Source organism: Roseateles sp. (assembly GCF_047654805.1).
Lineage (GTDB): Bacteria > Pseudomonadota > Gammaproteobacteria > Burkholderiales > Burkholderiaceae_C > Pelomonas.
In genome coordinates this window covers 2,999,682-3,016,231 of record NZ_JASGIV010000001.1, presented here as the reverse complement: position 1 = coordinate 3,016,231, position 16,550 = coordinate 2,999,682, and the positions used below count along the sequence as shown (strand labels likewise).

At 66.1% G+C, this 16,550-nt stretch carries 15 protein-coding genes and 1 pseudogene; 9 read left to right on the top strand and 7 right to left on the bottom strand.

Features of this window, described 5'->3' with window-relative positions:
- Window positions 1-11: 11 nt before the first annotated feature.
- Complete coding sequence (locus tag QM732_RS13610) at window positions 12-527, bottom strand: sigma-70 family RNA polymerase sigma factor (protein WP_415656663.1); 516 nt, start codon at window positions 525-527, stop codon at window positions 12-14.
- 116 nt (window positions 528-643) lie between these two features.
- Between QM732_RS13610 and QM732_RS13605 the strand changes: the two genes are divergently transcribed.
- From QM732_RS13605 to QM732_RS13590, 4 genes are all read left to right on the top strand, one after another.
- Complete coding sequence (locus QM732_RS13605) at window positions 644-1,198, top strand: sigma-70 family RNA polymerase sigma factor (protein WP_415656662.1); 555 nt, start codon at window positions 644-646, stop codon at window positions 1,196-1,198.
- A complete protein-coding gene (locus QM732_RS13600; protein WP_415656661.1) occupies window positions 1,198-2,223 on the top strand; it encodes a FecR family protein in 1,026 nt (341 codons plus the stop codon). The genes QM732_RS13605 and QM732_RS13600 overlap by 1 nt, the downstream gene beginning before the upstream one ends.
- A 106-nt stretch (window positions 2,224-2,329) precedes the next feature.
- Entirely contained in the window at window positions 2,330-4,849 is a 2,520-nt protein-coding gene (locus QM732_RS13595) for a TonB-dependent siderophore receptor (protein WP_415656660.1), read from the top strand.
- On the top strand, window positions 4,846-6,027 hold the full coding sequence (locus QM732_RS13590) for a PepSY-associated TM helix domain-containing protein (protein ID WP_415656659.1): 1,182 nt from the start codon (window positions 4,846-4,848) through the stop codon (window positions 6,025-6,027). The genes QM732_RS13595 and QM732_RS13590 overlap by 4 nt, the downstream gene beginning before the upstream one ends.
- Window positions 6,028-6,224: 197 nt before the next feature.
- On the opposite strand, the gene QM732_RS13585 is transcribed toward QM732_RS13590, so the two are convergent.
- Window positions 6,225-6,611: an ATP-binding protein gene (locus tag QM732_RS13585; RefSeq protein ID WP_415656658.1), complete on the bottom strand. Its 387-nt coding sequence runs from the start codon at window positions 6,609-6,611 to the stop codon at window positions 6,225-6,227.
- 115 nt (window positions 6,612-6,726) lie between these two features.
- Here QM732_RS13585 and QM732_RS13580 point away from each other — a divergent pair, with 115 nt between their 5' ends.
- From QM732_RS13580 to QM732_RS13560, 5 genes are all read left to right on the top strand, one after another.
- Window positions 6,727-8,667, top strand: a complete 1,941-nt coding sequence (locus tag QM732_RS13580) for an FTR1 family protein (protein ID WP_415656657.1) — start codon at window positions 6,727-6,729, stop codon at window positions 8,665-8,667.
- A gap of 542 nt (window positions 8,668-9,209) precedes the next feature.
- Window positions 9,210-9,779, top strand: coding sequence for a nucleotidyltransferase domain-containing protein (locus QM732_RS13575; RefSeq protein WP_415656656.1), 570 nt, complete (start codon window positions 9,210-9,212; stop codon window positions 9,777-9,779).
- A complete protein-coding gene (locus QM732_RS13570; protein WP_415659442.1) occupies window positions 9,763-10,197 on the top strand; it encodes a hypothetical protein in 435 nt (144 codons plus the stop codon). The genes QM732_RS13575 and QM732_RS13570 overlap by 17 nt, the downstream gene beginning before the upstream one ends.
- 591 nt (window positions 10,198-10,788) lie before the next feature.
- Complete coding sequence (locus QM732_RS13565; protein WP_415659384.1) at window positions 10,789-11,601, top strand: type IV toxin-antitoxin system AbiEi family antitoxin domain-containing protein; 813 nt, start codon at window positions 10,789-10,791, stop codon at window positions 11,599-11,601.
- Window positions 11,597-12,547, top strand: a complete 951-nt coding sequence (locus tag QM732_RS13560) for a nucleotidyl transferase AbiEii/AbiGii toxin family protein (RefSeq protein WP_415659383.1) — start codon at window positions 11,597-11,599, stop codon at window positions 12,545-12,547. The genes QM732_RS13565 and QM732_RS13560 overlap by 5 nt, the downstream gene beginning before the upstream one ends.
- Before the next feature lie 269 nt (window positions 12,548-12,816).
- On the opposite strand, the gene QM732_RS13555 is transcribed toward QM732_RS13560, so the two are convergent.
- The 5 genes and pseudogenes from QM732_RS13555 to QM732_RS13535 all read right to left on the bottom strand — a co-directional run.
- Window positions 12,817-14,016: an MFS transporter gene (locus QM732_RS13555; RefSeq protein ID WP_415656655.1), complete on the bottom strand. Its 1,200-nt coding sequence runs from the start codon at window positions 14,014-14,016 to the stop codon at window positions 12,817-12,819.
- A gap of 2 nt (window positions 14,017-14,018) precedes the next feature.
- Window positions 14,019-14,798, bottom strand: coding sequence for an arsenical resistance protein ArsH (arsH, locus tag QM732_RS13550; protein ID WP_415659382.1), 780 nt, complete (start codon window positions 14,796-14,798; stop codon window positions 14,019-14,021).
- On the bottom strand, window positions 14,744-15,541 hold the full coding sequence (locus QM732_RS13545; RefSeq protein ID WP_415656654.1) for an aquaporin: 798 nt from the start codon (window positions 15,539-15,541) through the stop codon (window positions 14,744-14,746). The genes arsH and QM732_RS13545 overlap by 55 nt, the downstream gene beginning before the upstream one ends.
- Before the next feature lie 2 nt (window positions 15,542-15,543).
- A complete protein-coding gene (locus QM732_RS13540; protein ID WP_415659381.1) occupies window positions 15,544-16,056 on the bottom strand; it encodes an arsenate reductase ArsC in 513 nt (170 codons plus the stop codon).
- Window positions 16,057-16,080: 24 nt separating this feature from the next.
- Window positions 16,081-16,540: pseudogene (locus QM732_RS13535) on the bottom strand (arsenate reductase ArsC); the annotation flags it as partial.
- Window positions 16,541-16,550 lie beyond the last annotated feature (10 nt).

Sequence of the window (16,550 nt, the reverse complement as noted above, 5' to 3'; positions counted from 1 at the left end):
GCGGTGTTCGATCAGACCGGGCCTGGGTCGGCCATCAGGCAGAGCAGCATGGCCTGAGCCATGTACTTCTTGACCATGCGCTCCGACACGCCGAGCGTGGCACCGATCTCGGCATACGTGGCGCCATGCAGTTGCGCCAGGATGAAGGCCCGGCGGGGCTTCTCGGGCAGTTGATCCAGCAGCGCCGCGACCTGCGTCAGCGTCTGGACGATGCTCGCGCAGTGTTCTGCCGACGGTGCGCAGGGCTCGGGCTGGGTGGCCAGCGTCTCCAGCCACGCGCGCTCGATGGCCTGGCGGCGCCAATGGTCGACAACCAGGCCGTGCGCGATGGTGCTGAGGTAGGCGCGCGGGTCACGGCCGGCATCGATCTCACGCGGGCGTGCCAGCAGACGCACGAAGGTGTCATGGGCCAGGTCAGCGGCCTGGTGCGTGCAACCCAGCCGGCGTTGCAGCCAGGCTCTCAGCCAGCCCTGGTGGCCGTTGTAGAGGTCGGCAATGGCCTGCCCAGGCAATGCAGCGGCGCCCATGTCGTGCGAGTCCAGTATTGCAATAAATGAGAATCATTCTCATTTTAGCGAGAGAATGCGGCATTCCGTTTTCGGCGCAGGACCGCTGCTCGCCACCTTGCCCAGTGAGGTCTCTCTTGGCCCCCGTTTCAACCGTGCTCGCCACCGCATCCGATGCCCAAGCGCCCAAGCAACTGCAAGCTATCTACCGGGACCATCACGCCTGGCTGTGCGGCTGGCTGCGCCGCAAGCTGCTGAACCCGGCGGACGCGGCCGATCTGGCGCACGACACCTTCCTGCGGTTGCTGGGCAAGCCGCTGCAGACGCAGACCTTGCGCGAGCCGCGTGCCTGGCTGACGACGGCGGCGCATGGCCTGATGGTGGACCACGTGCGCCGTCAGGCGCTGGAGCGCGCCTACCTGGACACGCTGGCGCTGATGCCACCGGCGCTGCACCCGTCTCCCGAAGAACGGCTGATGCTGCTGCAGACGCTGGAGCGCATCGACACGTTGCTGGATGGCCTGGCGCCCAGGGCGCGCGCGGCCTTCCTGCTGTCGCGACTCGAAGGCCTGGCCTATGCCGACATCGCCCGGCAGATGGGCATGAGCCTCAGCTCGGTCGAGAAGTACATGGCCAGCGCGTTGCGTCACTGCTTGGCTATGCAGGCTGCGCTCGCCAGCGCTGACGTGTGATGGAAGCCACCGCAGCCGGCGACCGCACGCTGGAAGAAGCCATCGCCTGGGCCGTACGGCTGGCATCCGGCACGGCCACTGCGCAGGACCGGAGCGCCTGCGAGCAGTGGCGTTCCGAGCACGCCGCGCACGAGCAGGCCTGGCAGCGGGTGCAGGCCGTCGAGCAGACGTTTCACGGCGCTGCCATCGACAGCGAAAGGCGCCTGGCGCAGGACACGCTCGTGGCCGCTGAGCGCCTTCGCCGCCAGGGCAAGAGCCGCCGCCGTGCAATCGGCGTGCTTGGCTGGGGCGTGCTGACGCTCGGCCTGGGCAGCTTTGCGGCGCGGTGGCTGGGCGGCGCGCCGTGGCTGCAGGGCGCGCAGTACGCCACACGCGCCGGCGAGCGCCGCCGCGTCGCCATGCGCGATGGCGGCAGCCTGGCACTCAACAGCGGCACCGAGGTGGAACTGCGCTTCTCGCTGTTGCGCCGCCGCGTGGTGCTGCAGCGCGGCGAGGTGTTCATCAGCACGGGCGCCGACGCGGATTCGTTCGCCGGCCGCCGCGCGTTCTGGGTCGAAACGCCTGCGGCTCACCTCGAGGCCTTGGGCACGCGCTTCGACGTGCGGGTGTTCGATGCGGGCTCCGAAGGCATCGCCACCCGGCTGCAGGTCACCGAGGGCCGCGTGGCCGTGCATCCGACGTCCGGTGCGTCCGTGACCGTTGCCGAACCGGGCGACACGCTGCTCATCCCCGCGGACGGCTCCGCGCCCAGGCGTCTGGCCCTGACCGACCAGGACGCCACGGCGTGGACCGAAGGCGTGCTGGTGGCGAAGCAGATGCGCCTGGACGCCTTCACCGCGGAACTGGGCCGGCACCGGGCCATGCCGCTGCGCTGCGACCCCTCCGTGGCGGCGCTGCGCGTGTCGGGCGTGTTCCAGCTCGACGGGCCGGAGCCGGTGGACCGGGCTCTTGCGATGCTGGCGCGCACACTGCCCGTGGCTATCGAAAACCAAGGTGCGGTCGGCCAGGTCGTCGTGGGTCGCTGATCGTTTGCCGCGCCCTCAAGTTTTTTTCGGGGTGCATTACGGGTTTGGACGGGCTTGTTCGGCAAGAGGGGCAAATCACCCTCCATCGACACAGGAACCCCCACCCATGCGAGCCCATCGGCACCAGCCCTTCACCCGAACTGCAATTGCGCGCGCATGGGCGCTGGGCCTCGCGCTCGGGCTGGCGCTGCCCGCACACCAGGCCCTGGCGCAGCAGCCCGCGTCCGATGCCGTGCGCAAGACGTTCAACGTGCCGGCCGGCGCACTGGAAGATGCGCTGAACAACTTTGCGCGGCAGGCCGGCATCACCTTGTCCTTCGACCCGGCGCTGGTGCAGGGCAAGCGGGCGGCGGCGCTGGCGGGCAGCTTCAGCGCGGCCGAGGCCTTGCAGCGACTGCTGAGCGGGCATGGCCTCGCCGGCGTTGTCCAGTACGACGCCACGGGCAAGACCGTGACGGGCTACTTGCTGGCCCCGGTTGCCGCAGCAAAGGCCGATGCGCCGGCTGACACCGTGCTGCCCCTCGTGAGGGTGCGGGCCAACGCCGCACCGGCCCAACTCGGCTACCGCGCCGAAAGCAGCGACGCGATCGCGCCGGGACTGTCGCAGCAGGAGACGCCGGCGGTGGTCAGCGTCGTGACCAGCGACTTCCTCAGGGACACCGGCGCCACTCGCTTCACGGACATCCTGAACTACGTCCCGGGCCTGACGACAGCTGACAACGTGGGGTCGCCGTCCGAGCGGGTCACGATTCGTGGGTTTCCGCTCGGGGCCGCCGCAGTGGGCGTCACGGGCACCTACTTCAACGGCATGCGGCAGGCCGTCACGCGCGGGCAATACCGTTCGCTGGACAACATCGAGCGCGTTGAAATCGTCAAGGGGCCAGCGGGCGTGGAGGCCAGCGTCTCCGATCCCGGTGGCTTCATCAACTTCATCACCAAGCGGCCCCAGAGGGAGTTCGCCGCCGAGGGGCGGGTGGGCTTGGGGGATCACGGCTACCGCACGCTCGGCGTGGATGTGACCGGCCCCATCGCCGCGGCGCCCGACTTGCAGTACCGGCTGATTGCCGCGCACAACGAGCTGGCCGCCTGGCGCCCCGGCCGCACGAACCGGCCGCAGGATGTTGTCGCGCCCTCGCTGAACTGGGACTACGCACCCGGCAGCCACGTGACGCTGGAGTACGAACACCTGAAGACCAATGACCCGCTGGACCGCGGCACGATCTACGTCCGCGGAGCCGGTTTCAAGGATGGCTTCGCCGGTAGGGACTGGAGCATCCATCAGGCGGGCGACAGCATGCCGGCCACCAGCCAGCGGTTCGACCTCGACTGGACGCACCAGATCGTTCCCGGCTGGCGGGCCAAGCTGCGCCTGCAGCGCATGAAGGAGGACCAGGTCACCGACGCCATCCGCAACAACGACACCAGTGGGATCTACGCCACCGATGGCCTCTCGTGGAACGGCACGACCGCGGTGCCTATCTACATCTCCCATGACAGGAGTCATCTTGAGGCCCGTACGGCCGAGCTAACGCTGCAGGGCGACTTCAAGATTGGCAAGGTGGAAAGCACGGTCAACGTCGGCCTCAGCAGAAACCGCAGCCGGGACGCGTTCGTCAGCCAGGCCGGCGACCACGTGTACTGGGACAACCTCAACAGCATCGACCTGTTCGCGCCGACCAACCACCAGACGATCAACGTGATCGACACCTACCTGAGCGGCGACTTCAGGCGGGGCAGCGACCTGAAGTCGGGCTTCGCGCAGTGGCTGGCGCGCTGGACGCCCGCATGGCGAACGGTCTTCAGCCTGCGCCGCGACCACTACGACGGCTTCGCCGTCAGCGAGACGTTGGACGGCACGCCGCCCAGCTATCACCCGACGGTCTCGAACCAGCTGACGTCCTGGCGGCTCGCCTCGTCCTTCGATGTGACGGAACGCGTGACCGTGTTCGCCGGCTACGGCAACTCTTTCGTGCCGCAGGCCGGCGCCGACAGGGTGGGGACGCAGATCGATCCTTTGCGCGCGCAGTCCCTCGAGGCTGGCGTGAAGACCTCGCTGTTCGACGGCCAGGTGCTCTGGACGAACTCGCTGTTCCAGATCACGCAGGACCACCAGACCGTGTGCGACCCCATCGACCCCGTGGACTGCAAATACCTCATGCTCTACGGCAAGGTGCGCATGCGCGGCCTGGAGTCCGAGCTGGTCGGGCAGGTATCGCCGAACCTGCAGCTCAGCGGCGGCGTCTCGCTGATGGCACCGAAGATCCTGGAGAGCGGCGACGGCTACGCCGGCAATCGCTATCCCAACGTGCCCCGGCTTCAGGCCAGCGCGTTCGCGAGCTACAAGTGGGCCGCGTTCGGCCTGTCGCCGCTGAGCACCCGGCTAGGCGTCATGCGGGTGGCTGAGAGGCAGGCCAACAGCGGCAACACCTACCAGCTGCCCGCCTACACGCGCGTGGACGCCGGGTTGGGCTACGCGTTCAGCCCGAAGCTGTCGCTGGACTTCAACGTCGAGAACCTGTTCGACAAGACCTACTACACGAGTGCGCAGGACGGCGGAACGGCGACCGGCCAGATCGGCGTCGGCAACCGGCGTCTGATGCAACTGATCCTGCGGATGAAGATGTGATTCGGCCAGTCCTGGTACTCGTGCATCGCTGGGTGGGGCTGGTCATTGCGGGCTTCCTGCTGCTGGCCGGGCTGACGGGCAGCCTGCTGGCTTGGTACGACGAGCTGGAAGTCGCGATCAGCCCGCAGCTGTTCCGTGTGAGCCTGCCCGGTGAGGGCGTGCCGATGCTGGACCCCGTGCTGCTGCGCGAACAGTTCCTTGCACGCCATCCGGGTGCCGTAATGCCATATCTGCCCTTGCATGCCGTGCCGGGGCAGTCGCTGCAGTTCTTCGTCGAGGCGCAGACGGACACCGCCGACGACCAGTTCTTCGTCGATCCCTACACCGGTGGTGTCCTCGGCTCGCGCAAGTGGGGCGATGTGTCGCAGGGGTTCAGCAACCTGATGCCCTTTATCTACCGCTTGCATCAGCAACTGGCGCTCGGCGTGGTCGGCACCTATGCCTTCGGCGTGATCGCGTTGATGTGGACGCTGGACTGCTTCATCGGCGCCTACCTGACCTTTCCGGCCCGTGCCCGGCAAGGCGTGGCCAGGGCTGGCAAGTCTTGGTGGACGCGTTGGCGGCCGTCGTGGCGCGTACGCTGGACCGGCGGTGCCTACAAGCTCAACTTCGACCTGCACCGCGCCGGTGGGCTGTGGGTCTGGGCCATGCTGTTCGTGCTGGCCTGGAGCAGCGTGGCCTTCAACCTGACCGAGGTCTATAACCCGGTGATGCGGGCGATGTTTGCGCACCAACCCGACGAGAAGTCGGCGTCGAGGCTCGCGTCGCCGCGGCAGGCGCCCGCGCTCGATTGGCCGCAGGCACGCGAGCGAGGCCGTGAGCTGATGGCCGAACAGGCGCAGCGCCTGGGCTTCGTCGTCCACCACGAGGACTCGCTGCTCTACCTCGCCACGCACGGGCTGTACCGCTACGACGTGCACAGCAGCCTCGACCTGCGCGAGCGTGGCGGCTACACGCAGGTGTACTTTGACGGCGACACCGGCGCCTTGCGTGCCACCTGGCTGCCCACGGGCGGCGCGGCCGGGGACACCGTCCGCACCTGGCTAACAAGCCTGCACATGGCGTTGGTGTGGGGCCTGCCGATGAAGCTGTTCATGAGCGCGATGGGGCTAGCAGTGGCCATGCTCGTGGTGACCGGCGTGGTGATTTGGTGGCGCAAGCGCCGTGCTCGAGGTTGACCTTTCTGTGCGCGTGCATATTCCAGTCCCACTTGAGCACCCGATCCAGCCTCTCTTGAGCAGCCGTTCCGGCGGCTGCTGAGCAGCTGGTCCAGCGCGACTTCCACGCGCGCCAGTCCGGCGATGCGTGCACGCAGTCCGGGGCGTTGGGCACCAAGTCCAGCGACTTGGTCAGGTGTTCCAGCGTGCTGGTGGTCCTAGACGGCCTGGAACATCTTCTTCGCCATCACCTTGCGCATCGACTCGCCCTTGAGGTTGACGCGATGCGCCTTGTGCACGATGCGGTCCAGCACAGCATCGGCAACAGTCGGGTCAGGGAAGAATGCGTGCCACTTCTCGGTGGGGTACTGGCTCCTGATGAGCAGCGATCCCGTGCGCATGCGCCCGTCCACCAGCTCCAGCACGAACTGGCTGGATAGCGGGTCGATCTCCCCGATGCGGAAGTCATCCAGCACCAGCAAGCTCGGCCGGGCCAGCGCGAGTTTGAGCTTCGGTAGCGCGCCCTCATGCGCTCGGTCCCTGATGTTGCGGTACAACTCGCTGGCGCGGAAGAGGAGCACAGGTATGACGGTCTTTGCCGACATGGGCGCCAGCCTGCTGGTGATTTTCAACGGCCTGCGTCTGCTGAAAAGCACGCGCTGAGTCCCACGGCTACATGGGCCCGCAATGCGCGGGCCATCTTTTTGCACAAGAACCGAAATGAGTCTCACTAAGTCCGTCCATCGCAGCGCCAAGATGCTCGCCGTCCTCGCCGCGTTCCTCTTCTCCGGGGTGTTGCAGGCGTCTGAAGCCGACGTGAAGCGCGTCTGGCAAATCCTTGACTACTTGGCCGTCGACTACGCCGGTGCCGTCCAGGATGGCAAGGTGGTCTCACAGTCCGAGTACGACGAGATGAAGGAGTTCGCGCTGACGGCGCGAACCAAGATCACCGCGCTGGAAGCCAAGACCGAGCAGGCGGCGCTGGTTGCCCAGGCCGCTGAACTTGAGGCGGCCATCGCGGCCCGTGCCGACGCGGGCAAAGTTGGCACGCTGTCGAAGGCGCTGGCCAAACACCTCATCGCCGCATACCCCGTGCCGCTGGCGCCCTCGACTGTCCCCGACGTCAAGCTCGGTGAGAAGGTCTACGCGCAGAACTGCGCCAGCTGCCATGGCGCGACCGGCAACGGCGACGGGCCCGTTGGGAAATCGTTGGACCCAACACCCATCGCCTTCACCGACAAGGAGCGCGCAAGCCAGCGCAGCCTCTTTGCCCTCTACCAGGCGGTGTCGCAAGGCATCGCCGGTACAGCGATGCCCGCGTTCAGTCAGCTCTCCGAAGAGGACCGATGGGCAGTGGCCACCTACCTGGGCACCTTCGCGCATGACGGCAGCGAGGTCGAGCAAGGCAAGAAAGTCTGGGCGGAAGGCGGGAAGGCGAAAGCCGCCATCTCCAATCTCGACCGCTTCGTGGGCCTGACGCAGAACGACCTGGTCGAGGCGCTGGGCGCCAAGGACGCGAGTGCGGTCATGGCCTATCTGCATGCAAGCCCGGAGGTGCTGAACCAGGCACCCACAGGTGGCTTGACGCTCGCGCGCAAGCAGCTTGAGGACAGCCTGGCGGCTTACAAGGCCGGCGACCTGAAGAAGGCGCAGGACCTGGCCCTGTCGTCCTACCTGGACGGTGTCGAGCCTTACGAGCAGGCGCTCGCGGCCAAGGACGGATCGCTGAAGAACCAGATTGAAGTGGGGATGAGCCTCTACCGTTCGCGCATCTCGGACAAAGCCCCGGTTGACCAGGTGGCCGCAGCTGCAGCCGATGTTGAGCGGCTCTTCACGCTGGGCGACCAGGTGCTTGCAGACTCGCGGGCGGACGCAACGGCCGCCTTCCTGGGCAGCCTCACCATCCTGTTGCGCGAAGGCCTTGAAGCCCTCCTGGTTGTCGTCGCCATGATTGCTTTCCTGCGCAAGGCGGAACGCCCAGATGTCCTGGCCTACGTGCACGCAGGGTGGGTGACAGCGCTCCTCGCGGGCGCGGCGACGTGGGGTGCGGCGACGTATCTCGTCACCATCAGCGGCGCGAACCGGGAAGTGACGGAAGGGCTATCGAGCCTCTTCGCTGCGGCCGTGCTCGTGAGCGTCGGCGTCTGGATGCACCAGAAGAGCGTCGCCGGCCAGTGGCAGACCTACCTGCGTGAACGCATGTCTGCGGCGCTGAACCGCAAGTCGGCGTTCTTCATGTTCGGCCTGGCCTTCATCGCGGTGTATCGCGAGGTCTTTGAAACCATCCTGTTCTACGCGGCGCTCTGGGGCCAGGGCAACGACCACGCCATCCTGGCCGGGTTGGCGACGGGCGTCGTCTGCCTGATGGCCATCACCGTCCTGCTGCTGCGCTTCAGCGCCCGGCTGCCCATCGGCAAGTTCTTCTCTGCCAGTTCGTGGCTGGTTGCGGTGCTCGCCGTGGTGCTGACGGGCAAGGGTGTGGCCGCGCTGCAGGAGGCAGGCTGGATTGCACCGAGCGCGCTGACGGCTCCTCGGTTTGAGCTGCTGGGGGTGTACCCCTCGACCATCGGCCTTGCCGCCCAGGCCGTGGTCCTCGCCGTCGTGCTGGCATTCTTCCTTTGGCATGGCCGCGCGCAGTCTCAACAAGAGCAGCCGCGATGAGCGTCCGGGCAACTCACAGAGCGCGGCCATGACAGCATCCACAGCAGCGAGTCCCCACGCATCCCCTTCGGTTGATCCGAGCCGATACCGTCGTTGATACCGTCAAACGGCTCGGTTTTTGAACTCCTGATACCGTCAATTTTGCGGTCTCGGGCGGTTCTGCTACTGTTAGGACGTACTCCCAACTGGAGGCAGTTTGGGGTGAGACGGTGGGGGACGATTTGGGATCCGTGCAAGCGAACCTGATTCGCCGGCGTCTCAGACGGTATCGAGCGAACTGGGGAGGGCGCTTTTCTCCATTTATCCCAGTAGGTGGTCGGTTAGGTTGACAATCGAGTGGGAGTGAGGGGTCTAAAAGTCCTATACAAATCAACAGCTTGGATTCGGTCCTTGCCGCTGCAAGTGGACGTGAAATCGAGGTCTAAGTGGCCGTAAGTTGTTGATCTGATAGAGGTAATGCGCCTCCCGCAGGGCGGGGTTGGTAGGCCGCTTGACGTTGGTTCCTTAAATGAGTACATTCATTCCCAATTTAGGAAAATGTCATGCGGCCTCTTGACGCCTTCCTGTCCAAGTCCGAGCAGCGGTTGATGAGCCTGGTGTTGGTTCGCCCGGACCAAGACTTTGGGACCCTTGAACTGCTGAAGCACATGGGCAGCAGCAGGGGGGCAGGGAGCACCGTACTCAAGCGATGGGTTGATTCCGGTCTCCTGCGCGAGCGAAAGGTCGGCAACCAACGCAGGTTGTCCGCCAATCCACAGTTCGTGCTCTATCCCGAGCTCCGGCAGATGGTGCTGAAGACGGTTGGGCTGACTGAACCGCTGGCCAAGGTCCTCGCTCCGATTGCAAGCCGACTGACGGAGGCATTCGTCTTCGGCTCGGTGGCCTCAGGTACCGACACCAGCGAGAGCGACATCGACGTGGCTGTCGTGGGTGATGTCGACTTGTTCGACGTCTCTCCGCTGCTCGACGCAGTTCAAAGTGAACTGGGGCGTTCAGTTCACGTGAACGTCTATTCGCCTCAGGAGTGGGCCGCTGATGACCCGGTGCTGGCTGCCATCAAGAAGGGGCCGCGCGTTGACTTGATGGAGGCGATACGTGCCGAGACCACCTGAGTACGACGGACTCCTGAAGACTGGCAGCTTCAAGGAGGCGGTGTCCAACAAGGACTCCATTGCCCAGTTCCTGCGGACGGCTGACGACATGGCGGCTGCTGCCAAGCTCACCATGCCGGACTCGGCCAGGTTCTTCCTCGCGTATGAGGGGATGTTCAGTGTCGTCATGGCCGTGCTCGAGTTCTACGAGGTGCGGCCGGCCGATACGGGCAGTCACCGTGCGACGGCCATCAAGCGGGTGGCGGTCGACCTTAAGCTTGATGTCCCCAAGCTGAGCGTTCTCAGCAGACTGCACGATGTCCGCAATCGGGTGACGTATCGCGCGCCGCTGCCTCCCATCACGAAGGCTGATGCGGATGCGCTGCGGGCCATCTTGGAAGAGATGTTGCCCACGGCCAAGACGCTCATTGGGGTCTAGGCGAACGCAAACAGTCGTTGGGTTGCGTCGGTGGACTTCCGTGGCGCTTGATGGCGCAACATGGCACTGACTTGACGGTATCAGACCGGGGTGCCAGGACGCTTCGACCGCGGGTACCGCCAAGATGTGGGAGCGGCCCTGACGCCGATACCGTCAGTTCCTCCGGGGAAGCTGTTGTTGATACCGTCAGCTCTGGATCGGAGCTACCCCCGAATACCGTCAGGGCGCTGACAACCGACCGGCTTTTGGATGGAAAGAGGTGGTGCTCAAGGGCCATCAGGCGCTCCGGCGGCGCGCAAGTTTGGCAGTCCTTGTTTTAGATGAGCCCGCATGAACCTCGATGGGATGAATCCGATGTTGCGGTCACCCGGTTTGTGTTGCCGTCCCGGTACGACCCGGAACGTGGTGGTGCCGGTACTGAGTGCGACCGTGTAACAGGGGGATCGCATGCAGATCCTCTTGGAACGTTCCGCCGATGGACGGCGGGTGGTTTATTGTTGTTGCAAAAAGATCACTTTAAGTGATCGAATTTCCAGTTTGACGAACTATCGAGACTTGGTATGGGTTCGAGAAAGCTGTATTTTGAGCACTATGGGTGACCAAAATGCAGGAAAGCTGAACCGCCTCTTGGCCGATCTGGGCGACACGCGCCTGGTTTCCAGTCGTTGGCTACGGGCGCACGGCTACTCGAACAGCCTCGTCGCACGCTATGTGGGCAGTGGCTGGCTAGTTTCGCCGGCCCGTGGTGTGTACCTGCGCCAAGGCGGGCGTCTGCAGTGGGATGGTGTGGTGCGCAGCCTGCAAGCCGGAGAGCGGATGCCGCTGCATGTAGGGGGGCGCTTCGGGCTGACCCTGCAGGGGCACGAGCACTACCTGCGCCTGGGCGATGCCGGGACGATTACCCTCTATGGGCCGGAGCGGCCGCCAGGCTGGATGAGCAAGCTGCCGCTGCAGGAGCGCTTCGCGTTCCTGGGCAAGGGGCCGTTCGATCTGCCTGCCGTGTCGTTCACGGCCGAGGTATCCGAGTCCGTGCTGGCCGGGCAGGGGCTGGCGTGGCATCGGATGGACTCGGGTGCCGAGTCGGCACTGGTGTGCTCCACGCCCGAGCGGGCCATGCTGGAGCTGTGCGATGGCGTGTCGGATGCGGCGCTGGTCTATGAGGCTGATGCGCTGATGCAGGCGATGACGACGCTGCGGCCGCAGCGTGTCGGTCTGATGCTGCGCCACTGCCACAGCATCAAGGCGAAGCGGCTGTTCCTGGCCCTGGCCGAACGCCACAAGCATGCGTGGCTGTCTCACGTACCCCTCGATGGGGTTGAACTGGGCCGGGGCAAGCGCGCGCTGGTGCCCGGCGGGCGCTTGCATCCGACTTACCAGATCACCCTGCCGGGGGACCTCGATTAGCACCTGGCTTGACCATTGGGATCGGCGCTACACCGACCGGGTGCGGCTGCTGGTCGATGTCCTGCCGGTGCTCGCGCAGGAGCCGCACTTTGCGCTCAAGGGCGGCACGGCCATCAACCTCTTCGAGCACGACCTGCCGCGCTTGTCGGTGGATATCGATCTGGCCTGGCTGCCTGTCCACGACTATGCCGAGGATGCGAAGCTGATTGCCGAAGCCCTTGGGCGATTGGCAGACGTGCTGCGCGCCCGCCCGTTGCAACTGCAGGTGCAGACCTCGGTGGGCGAGGGCGCAGGGACGGTCACGCGGCTGGTGGCTAGCCGCGGCCGCGCGCGCGTGCAGATCGAGACGACGCCGGTGATGCGCGGCACGGTGCATCCGGTGCGCAGAATGGTGGTGCGCCCGCGGGTGGCGGACGCATTCGGCTTCGCCGAGGTGCAGGTGCTGGATTTCGCCGACCTCTATGCCGGCAAGCTCGCGGCGGCGCTGTCGCGGCAGCATCCGCGCGATCTTTTCGATGTGGGCTTGCTGCTGAACGATGAACGGGCGGATGAGATGCTCTGGCGCACCTTCCTCGTGTACCTGACTTGCAGCCCCAAACCGGCGTGGGAGATGCTGGCGCCGCGCGCGCCTGCCGATTTCGAGGCCACTTTTGAGGCGCATTTCAAAGGCATGACGACCGAGCCCGTTGAGGTCGGAGCCTTGCTGGAAAGCCGCGAGCGCCTGTTGTCGCGTGTGGCAGCGTGGCTGGATGAGCCGTCGTGTGCGTTCCTGTGCTCCGTGGAGAACGAGCAGCCGGACTTCGGCCTGATCGGGCTTGCGCATGCGGCGGAGTTGCCGGGTGTGCGGCGCAAGCTGCACAACCTCGCGCAGCGCACGGCAGACAAGCGCGCGGCAGACCGCCAGGCGCTTGAGGAAGCGCTGGCACGGGTTGCAGGCGGCGGATGATGGGGAGGGCTGACGCGATGGCTCACAGCTTCACACTGGCCTGTGAGTTAGGCCGAGACTTTGGATGCAGGACTACGCGGGTTTGGGCGTCTTTTTGATGATCGAGTGGGAGTGAGGGGCTGAAAGCCCCTTTTGAAATCAACAAATAGATGAGTTTCCGGCCGCGGGTTGAGCCGGCCACATCGCCTGCCGCGTCACGCGCTGCTGTGCTGGCTGCAAGTTCTCTCTGAACTGAGACTGGGGCCTGTGCTATGCGCCGGCCTTTGCTTTCAAGCGTCGCTGGGCAGTTCGCCTCCTGCGCGGCGCGCCGATTCGACACGGATCAGAAGCAGCGCCACCAGGGCAGTGAGCCCGACGCCCGCCGAGAACCACAGCGCAGTAGTGCCGAAGCGGCTCAGTATCAGACCGAACAGCCACGGTGACAGTGCCTGCGCGAGCCGCGCCGGCATCATCAGCAGCCCCTGCCGATGCCCGTAGCCCGCCGGCCCGAAGAGCGCTAGTGGCAGGGTGCCCTTGGCGATGGTCAGGATGCCGTTGCCAGCACCGTGTAGCAGTGCGAAGGACGCTGCGGCCGGCGCACCCAGCACGGCCAGCAGCGCGGCACCGAGCGGATGCATGAGAGTCGCGACCCGCGCTGACTGCAAAGGGTGCATGCGTCTCAGGAGCCCGAACTCCAGCAGCCGCCCTGCCACCTGGGCCGGCCCGACCAGCGCGCCGATGGCGACGACTGCGCCTGGCGCGGCGCCCATGGCGCCCAGAAGGTGAGGCAGGTGCGCGGCCATGGCGGTACTGATGAACCAGGTGACAGCAAACACCCAGGCCAGCAGCACTGCGGTTCTGAGCGGCGGGCCGTCAACTGGCGACTCAGATTTGATAGCCATATCCCCAAGGGCGGCCGTGGCAGCTGGGCCAACTCTGGGCAACCCAGCATTCAGCGGCAGGCCCACCAACAGGTGCAGCGTCGCCCAGCAAGCGCAGGCGCCGCGCCAGCCCCAGGCATGCTCCAGCAGCGCCGTCAGCGGCCATCCCACGGTGCTGGCGAAGCCAGCGATCAGCGTGATGCCCGTGATGGCGCCGCGTGCCTCGTGCCCATACAGGCGCACGAGCGACGCGAACGCCGCCTCATAGAGGCCGCCGCCCATCGCGACGCCCATCACCAGCCAGGCCGCGAACAAGCTCATGGGCCCGGTGGACAGCGCCATCATCGCGAGCCCCAGCGCGAACACTGCGCTGGTGGTCACCAACACTGGACGACCGCCCCAGCGGTCGATGAACCGGCCTGCATGTGGGCCCACGAGCGCGGAAATGACCAGCGCCGCTGAGAAGGCTGCGAACACCGTGGGTTCGGCCAGGCCCAGCTCGCGCGCCATGGGTCTGGCCAGCAGCGCCGGCAGGTAGTACGACGACGCCCAGGCAATGGTCTGGACGATGCCCAGTGCGGCTACGACGTGCAACCGGCCGTTGGCCATCCTCAGTTGCGGCGGCGCGCTGGTTGCGCCGATGTCTCGGCCACGACGACTGGCACGGCTGCAGGTGTTGCCTTCGACGCGCAGTTGGCGGGGCTACAGCCACAGGAGGCCGCGCCGACCGCCGCGTCCAAGTCGACGCGCCGGCCTAGCTCCGCCGTGCTTTCCTTTCGCTCGCTATAGCGGCTCAGCAGGTAGGGATTGAGGTCGCGCGTCAGCAGCGTGAACTTGAACAGCTCCTCCATCACGTCCACCACGCGGTCATAGAACGACGACGGCTTCATGCGACCCTCGTCGGTGAACTCGGCGAAGGCCTTCGCCACCGACGACTGGTTGGGGATCGTCAGCATCCGCATCCAGCGCCCGAGCACTCGCATCTGGTTCACGGCGTTGAACGACTGCGACCCGCCCGACACCTGCATCACCGCCAGCGTCTTACCCTGCGTGGGCCGCACTGAGCCTGACGACAGCGGAATCCAGTCAATCTGGGCCTTCATGATGCCCGTCATGGCGCCATGCCGTTCGGGCGATGTCCAGACCATGCCCTCGGACCAGGCGGCGAGCTGGCGCAGCTCTTGTACCTTGGGGTGAGTGTCTGGCGCGTCATCGGGCAACGGGAGCCCGCTAGGGTCAAAGATTCGTATCTCTGCACCCATGGCCTCCAGCAGACGGGCCGCCTCGAAGGTCAACAGCCGGCTGTAGGACCGCTCGCGCAGGGAACCGTACAGCATCAGGATGCGCGGCCGGTGCCGAGACGGCACCGGCACGACCAGGCGCTCCTGGATCGGTACATCGAGTAATGCGGCACTGAGCGCCGGAAAGGTGGCGTCGGGAAAGAGACGGTCAGACATGATGGGCGGACTTGGGGGGGAATCTCGCTCGGAGCCTGGCGCGACAGTACCTGGTGCACGCCTATGGCGAAGGCGGCGCCGAGCAGCTCGGCGATGACGAACCCCGGTGCGCTGGACGGCGCAATGCCGGCGAAGCTGTCGCTGAACATCCGACCGAACACAGCAGCCGGGTTGGCGAAGGACGTGGATGCTGTGAACCAGTAGGCCGCGCCGATGTAGGCTGCGACCATCGCGGCCACGCGCGAGCCCGGCGCGCGCAGGATGACCAGCAGCAGCCCGAAGGTCGCCACGCCCTCGGCGATCCACTGGCCGGCGCCGCTGCGCATCTTGGTGGAGAACTGCAGGATGCTCATGTCGAACATTGCGTGGGCCAGCCAGGCGCCCAGCATGGCGCCGACGAGCTGGACTGCGACGTAGGGCGCCAGTGCGGCTACCGGCAGCTCGCCGCGCCAGGCCATGACGGCGCTGACGGCGGGGTTGAAGTGTGCGCCGCTGGTAGGCCCGAAGACCTCGATGAGGATGTAGAGGCCACCGACCGTGGCCAGCGTGTTGGCCAGCAGCGCGATAGCGACGTTGCCACCCGAGAGGCGCTCGGCCATGACGCCGGAGCCGATGACGACGGCCATCAGCAGTGCCGTGCCCAGGCCTTCGGCCAGGAGTTTGCGGGACAGACTCATGCTCAGCTCCTACAGATGCCGGCCAGTGCCTGCTGCATCTCGGCCTTGCTCAGGTCTTCCAACGGCAACTGCAGGAGCTGCAGCATGCGGAAGCCGATGGCCTGGCGAGTCAGCTCGAAAGCGCGCCGCTTGCCCTCGTCGCCACCCTCAGCGTTGGACGGGTCCGGATAGCCCCAATGCACTTTCACCGGCTGGCCTCCATCCCGATTTGCGCCGAAGAACACCGGGCACTGCTCGGCAGCGGCGCTGTCACAGACCGTGATGACAACGGACAGCGGCGGCGCACCGTCCTGGCTGAACTGGTCCCAGCTCTTGCTGTAGTAGGCGCTGGCGTCAACGCCGGCGTTCTGCAGCGCTTCAACGGCGAACGGGTTGATGCGGCCGCTCGGAGCGCTGCCGGCGCTATGGGCCTGCACGTCCTTGCCGAGCTTCTTGGCCCAGTGGTTGAGCATGCCCTCGCTGAGGATGCTGCGAGCGGAGTTGTGCGTGCAGAGGATGAGAACGTGAGTCGTCATGGGAGAGCTCAGCGGGTGCCGATCTGTCAGGGGTTCAAGCTTGGTGATGGGCAGCGGCAGCAGCAGTTCGATGCGGCGCTTGAGGGGGCTGTCCGCGTCGAGGAAGGCCCGCGGTTTCGCGGCCCTCCGTTCCTCCCACATGGCCAGCGTCGGGCACGCCCCAGCGGGCCTTCATTGGCTGGCAAGGCCACAGGGGACAGGGCTCGCCCGCCGCCGAGTCACGGACGGTGAACACGAAGTCCATGATGGGCGAGCCAGCGCCGGCGAACTCATCCCAGCTCTTGCTGCGGACTCCGTCAGTTGAGGCGTGCAACGCGGCCAGTGCCTGAAGGGCCATCGAGTTGACCGTGCTATTGGAGTGGCTGCCAGCGGAGTGGGCCTTGAAGCGCCGCTCGCCCAGGCCGCTCATCAGGCCCTCGGCCATGACGGAACGGGCCGAGTCGCCGGCGCAGATGAACAGGGCGTTGAAGGTGTTGTCGAGCATGGGGGGTTCA

Excerpts from the sequence above, each read along its gene's own strand:
- QM732_RS13610 (WP_415656663.1), bottom strand. The coding sequence starts at position 527 with ATGGGCGCCGCTGCATTGCCTGGGCAGGCCATTGCCGACCTCTACAAC.
- QM732_RS13600 (WP_415656661.1), top strand. The coding sequence starts at position 1,198 with ATGGAAGCCACCGCAGCCGGCGACCGCACGCTGGAAGAAGCCATCGCC.
- QM732_RS13595 (WP_415656660.1), top strand. The coding sequence starts at position 2,330 with ATGCGAGCCCATCGGCACCAGCCCTTCACCCGAACTGCAATTGCGCGC.
- QM732_RS13585 (WP_415656658.1), bottom strand. The coding sequence starts at position 6,611 with ATGTCGGCAAAGACCGTCATACCTGTGCTCCTCTTCCGCGCCAGCGAG.
- QM732_RS13580 (WP_415656657.1), top strand. The coding sequence starts at position 6,727 with ATGAGTCTCACTAAGTCCGTCCATCGCAGCGCCAAGATGCTCGCCGTC.
- QM732_RS13575 (WP_415656656.1), top strand. The coding sequence starts at position 9,210 with ATGCGGCCTCTTGACGCCTTCCTGTCCAAGTCCGAGCAGCGGTTGATG.
- QM732_RS13565 (WP_415659384.1), top strand. The coding sequence starts at position 10,789 with ATGGGTGACCAAAATGCAGGAAAGCTGAACCGCCTCTTGGCCGATCTG.
- QM732_RS13555 (WP_415656655.1), bottom strand. The coding sequence starts at position 14,016 with ATGGCCAACGGCCGGTTGCACGTCGTAGCCGCACTGGGCATCGTCCAG.
- QM732_RS13545 (WP_415656654.1), bottom strand. The coding sequence starts at position 15,541 with ATGAGTCTGTCCCGCAAACTCCTGGCCGAAGGCCTGGGCACGGCACTG.
- QM732_RS13540 (WP_415659381.1), bottom strand. The coding sequence starts at position 16,056 with ATGACGACTCACGTTCTCATCCTCTGCACGCACAACTCCGCTCGCAGC.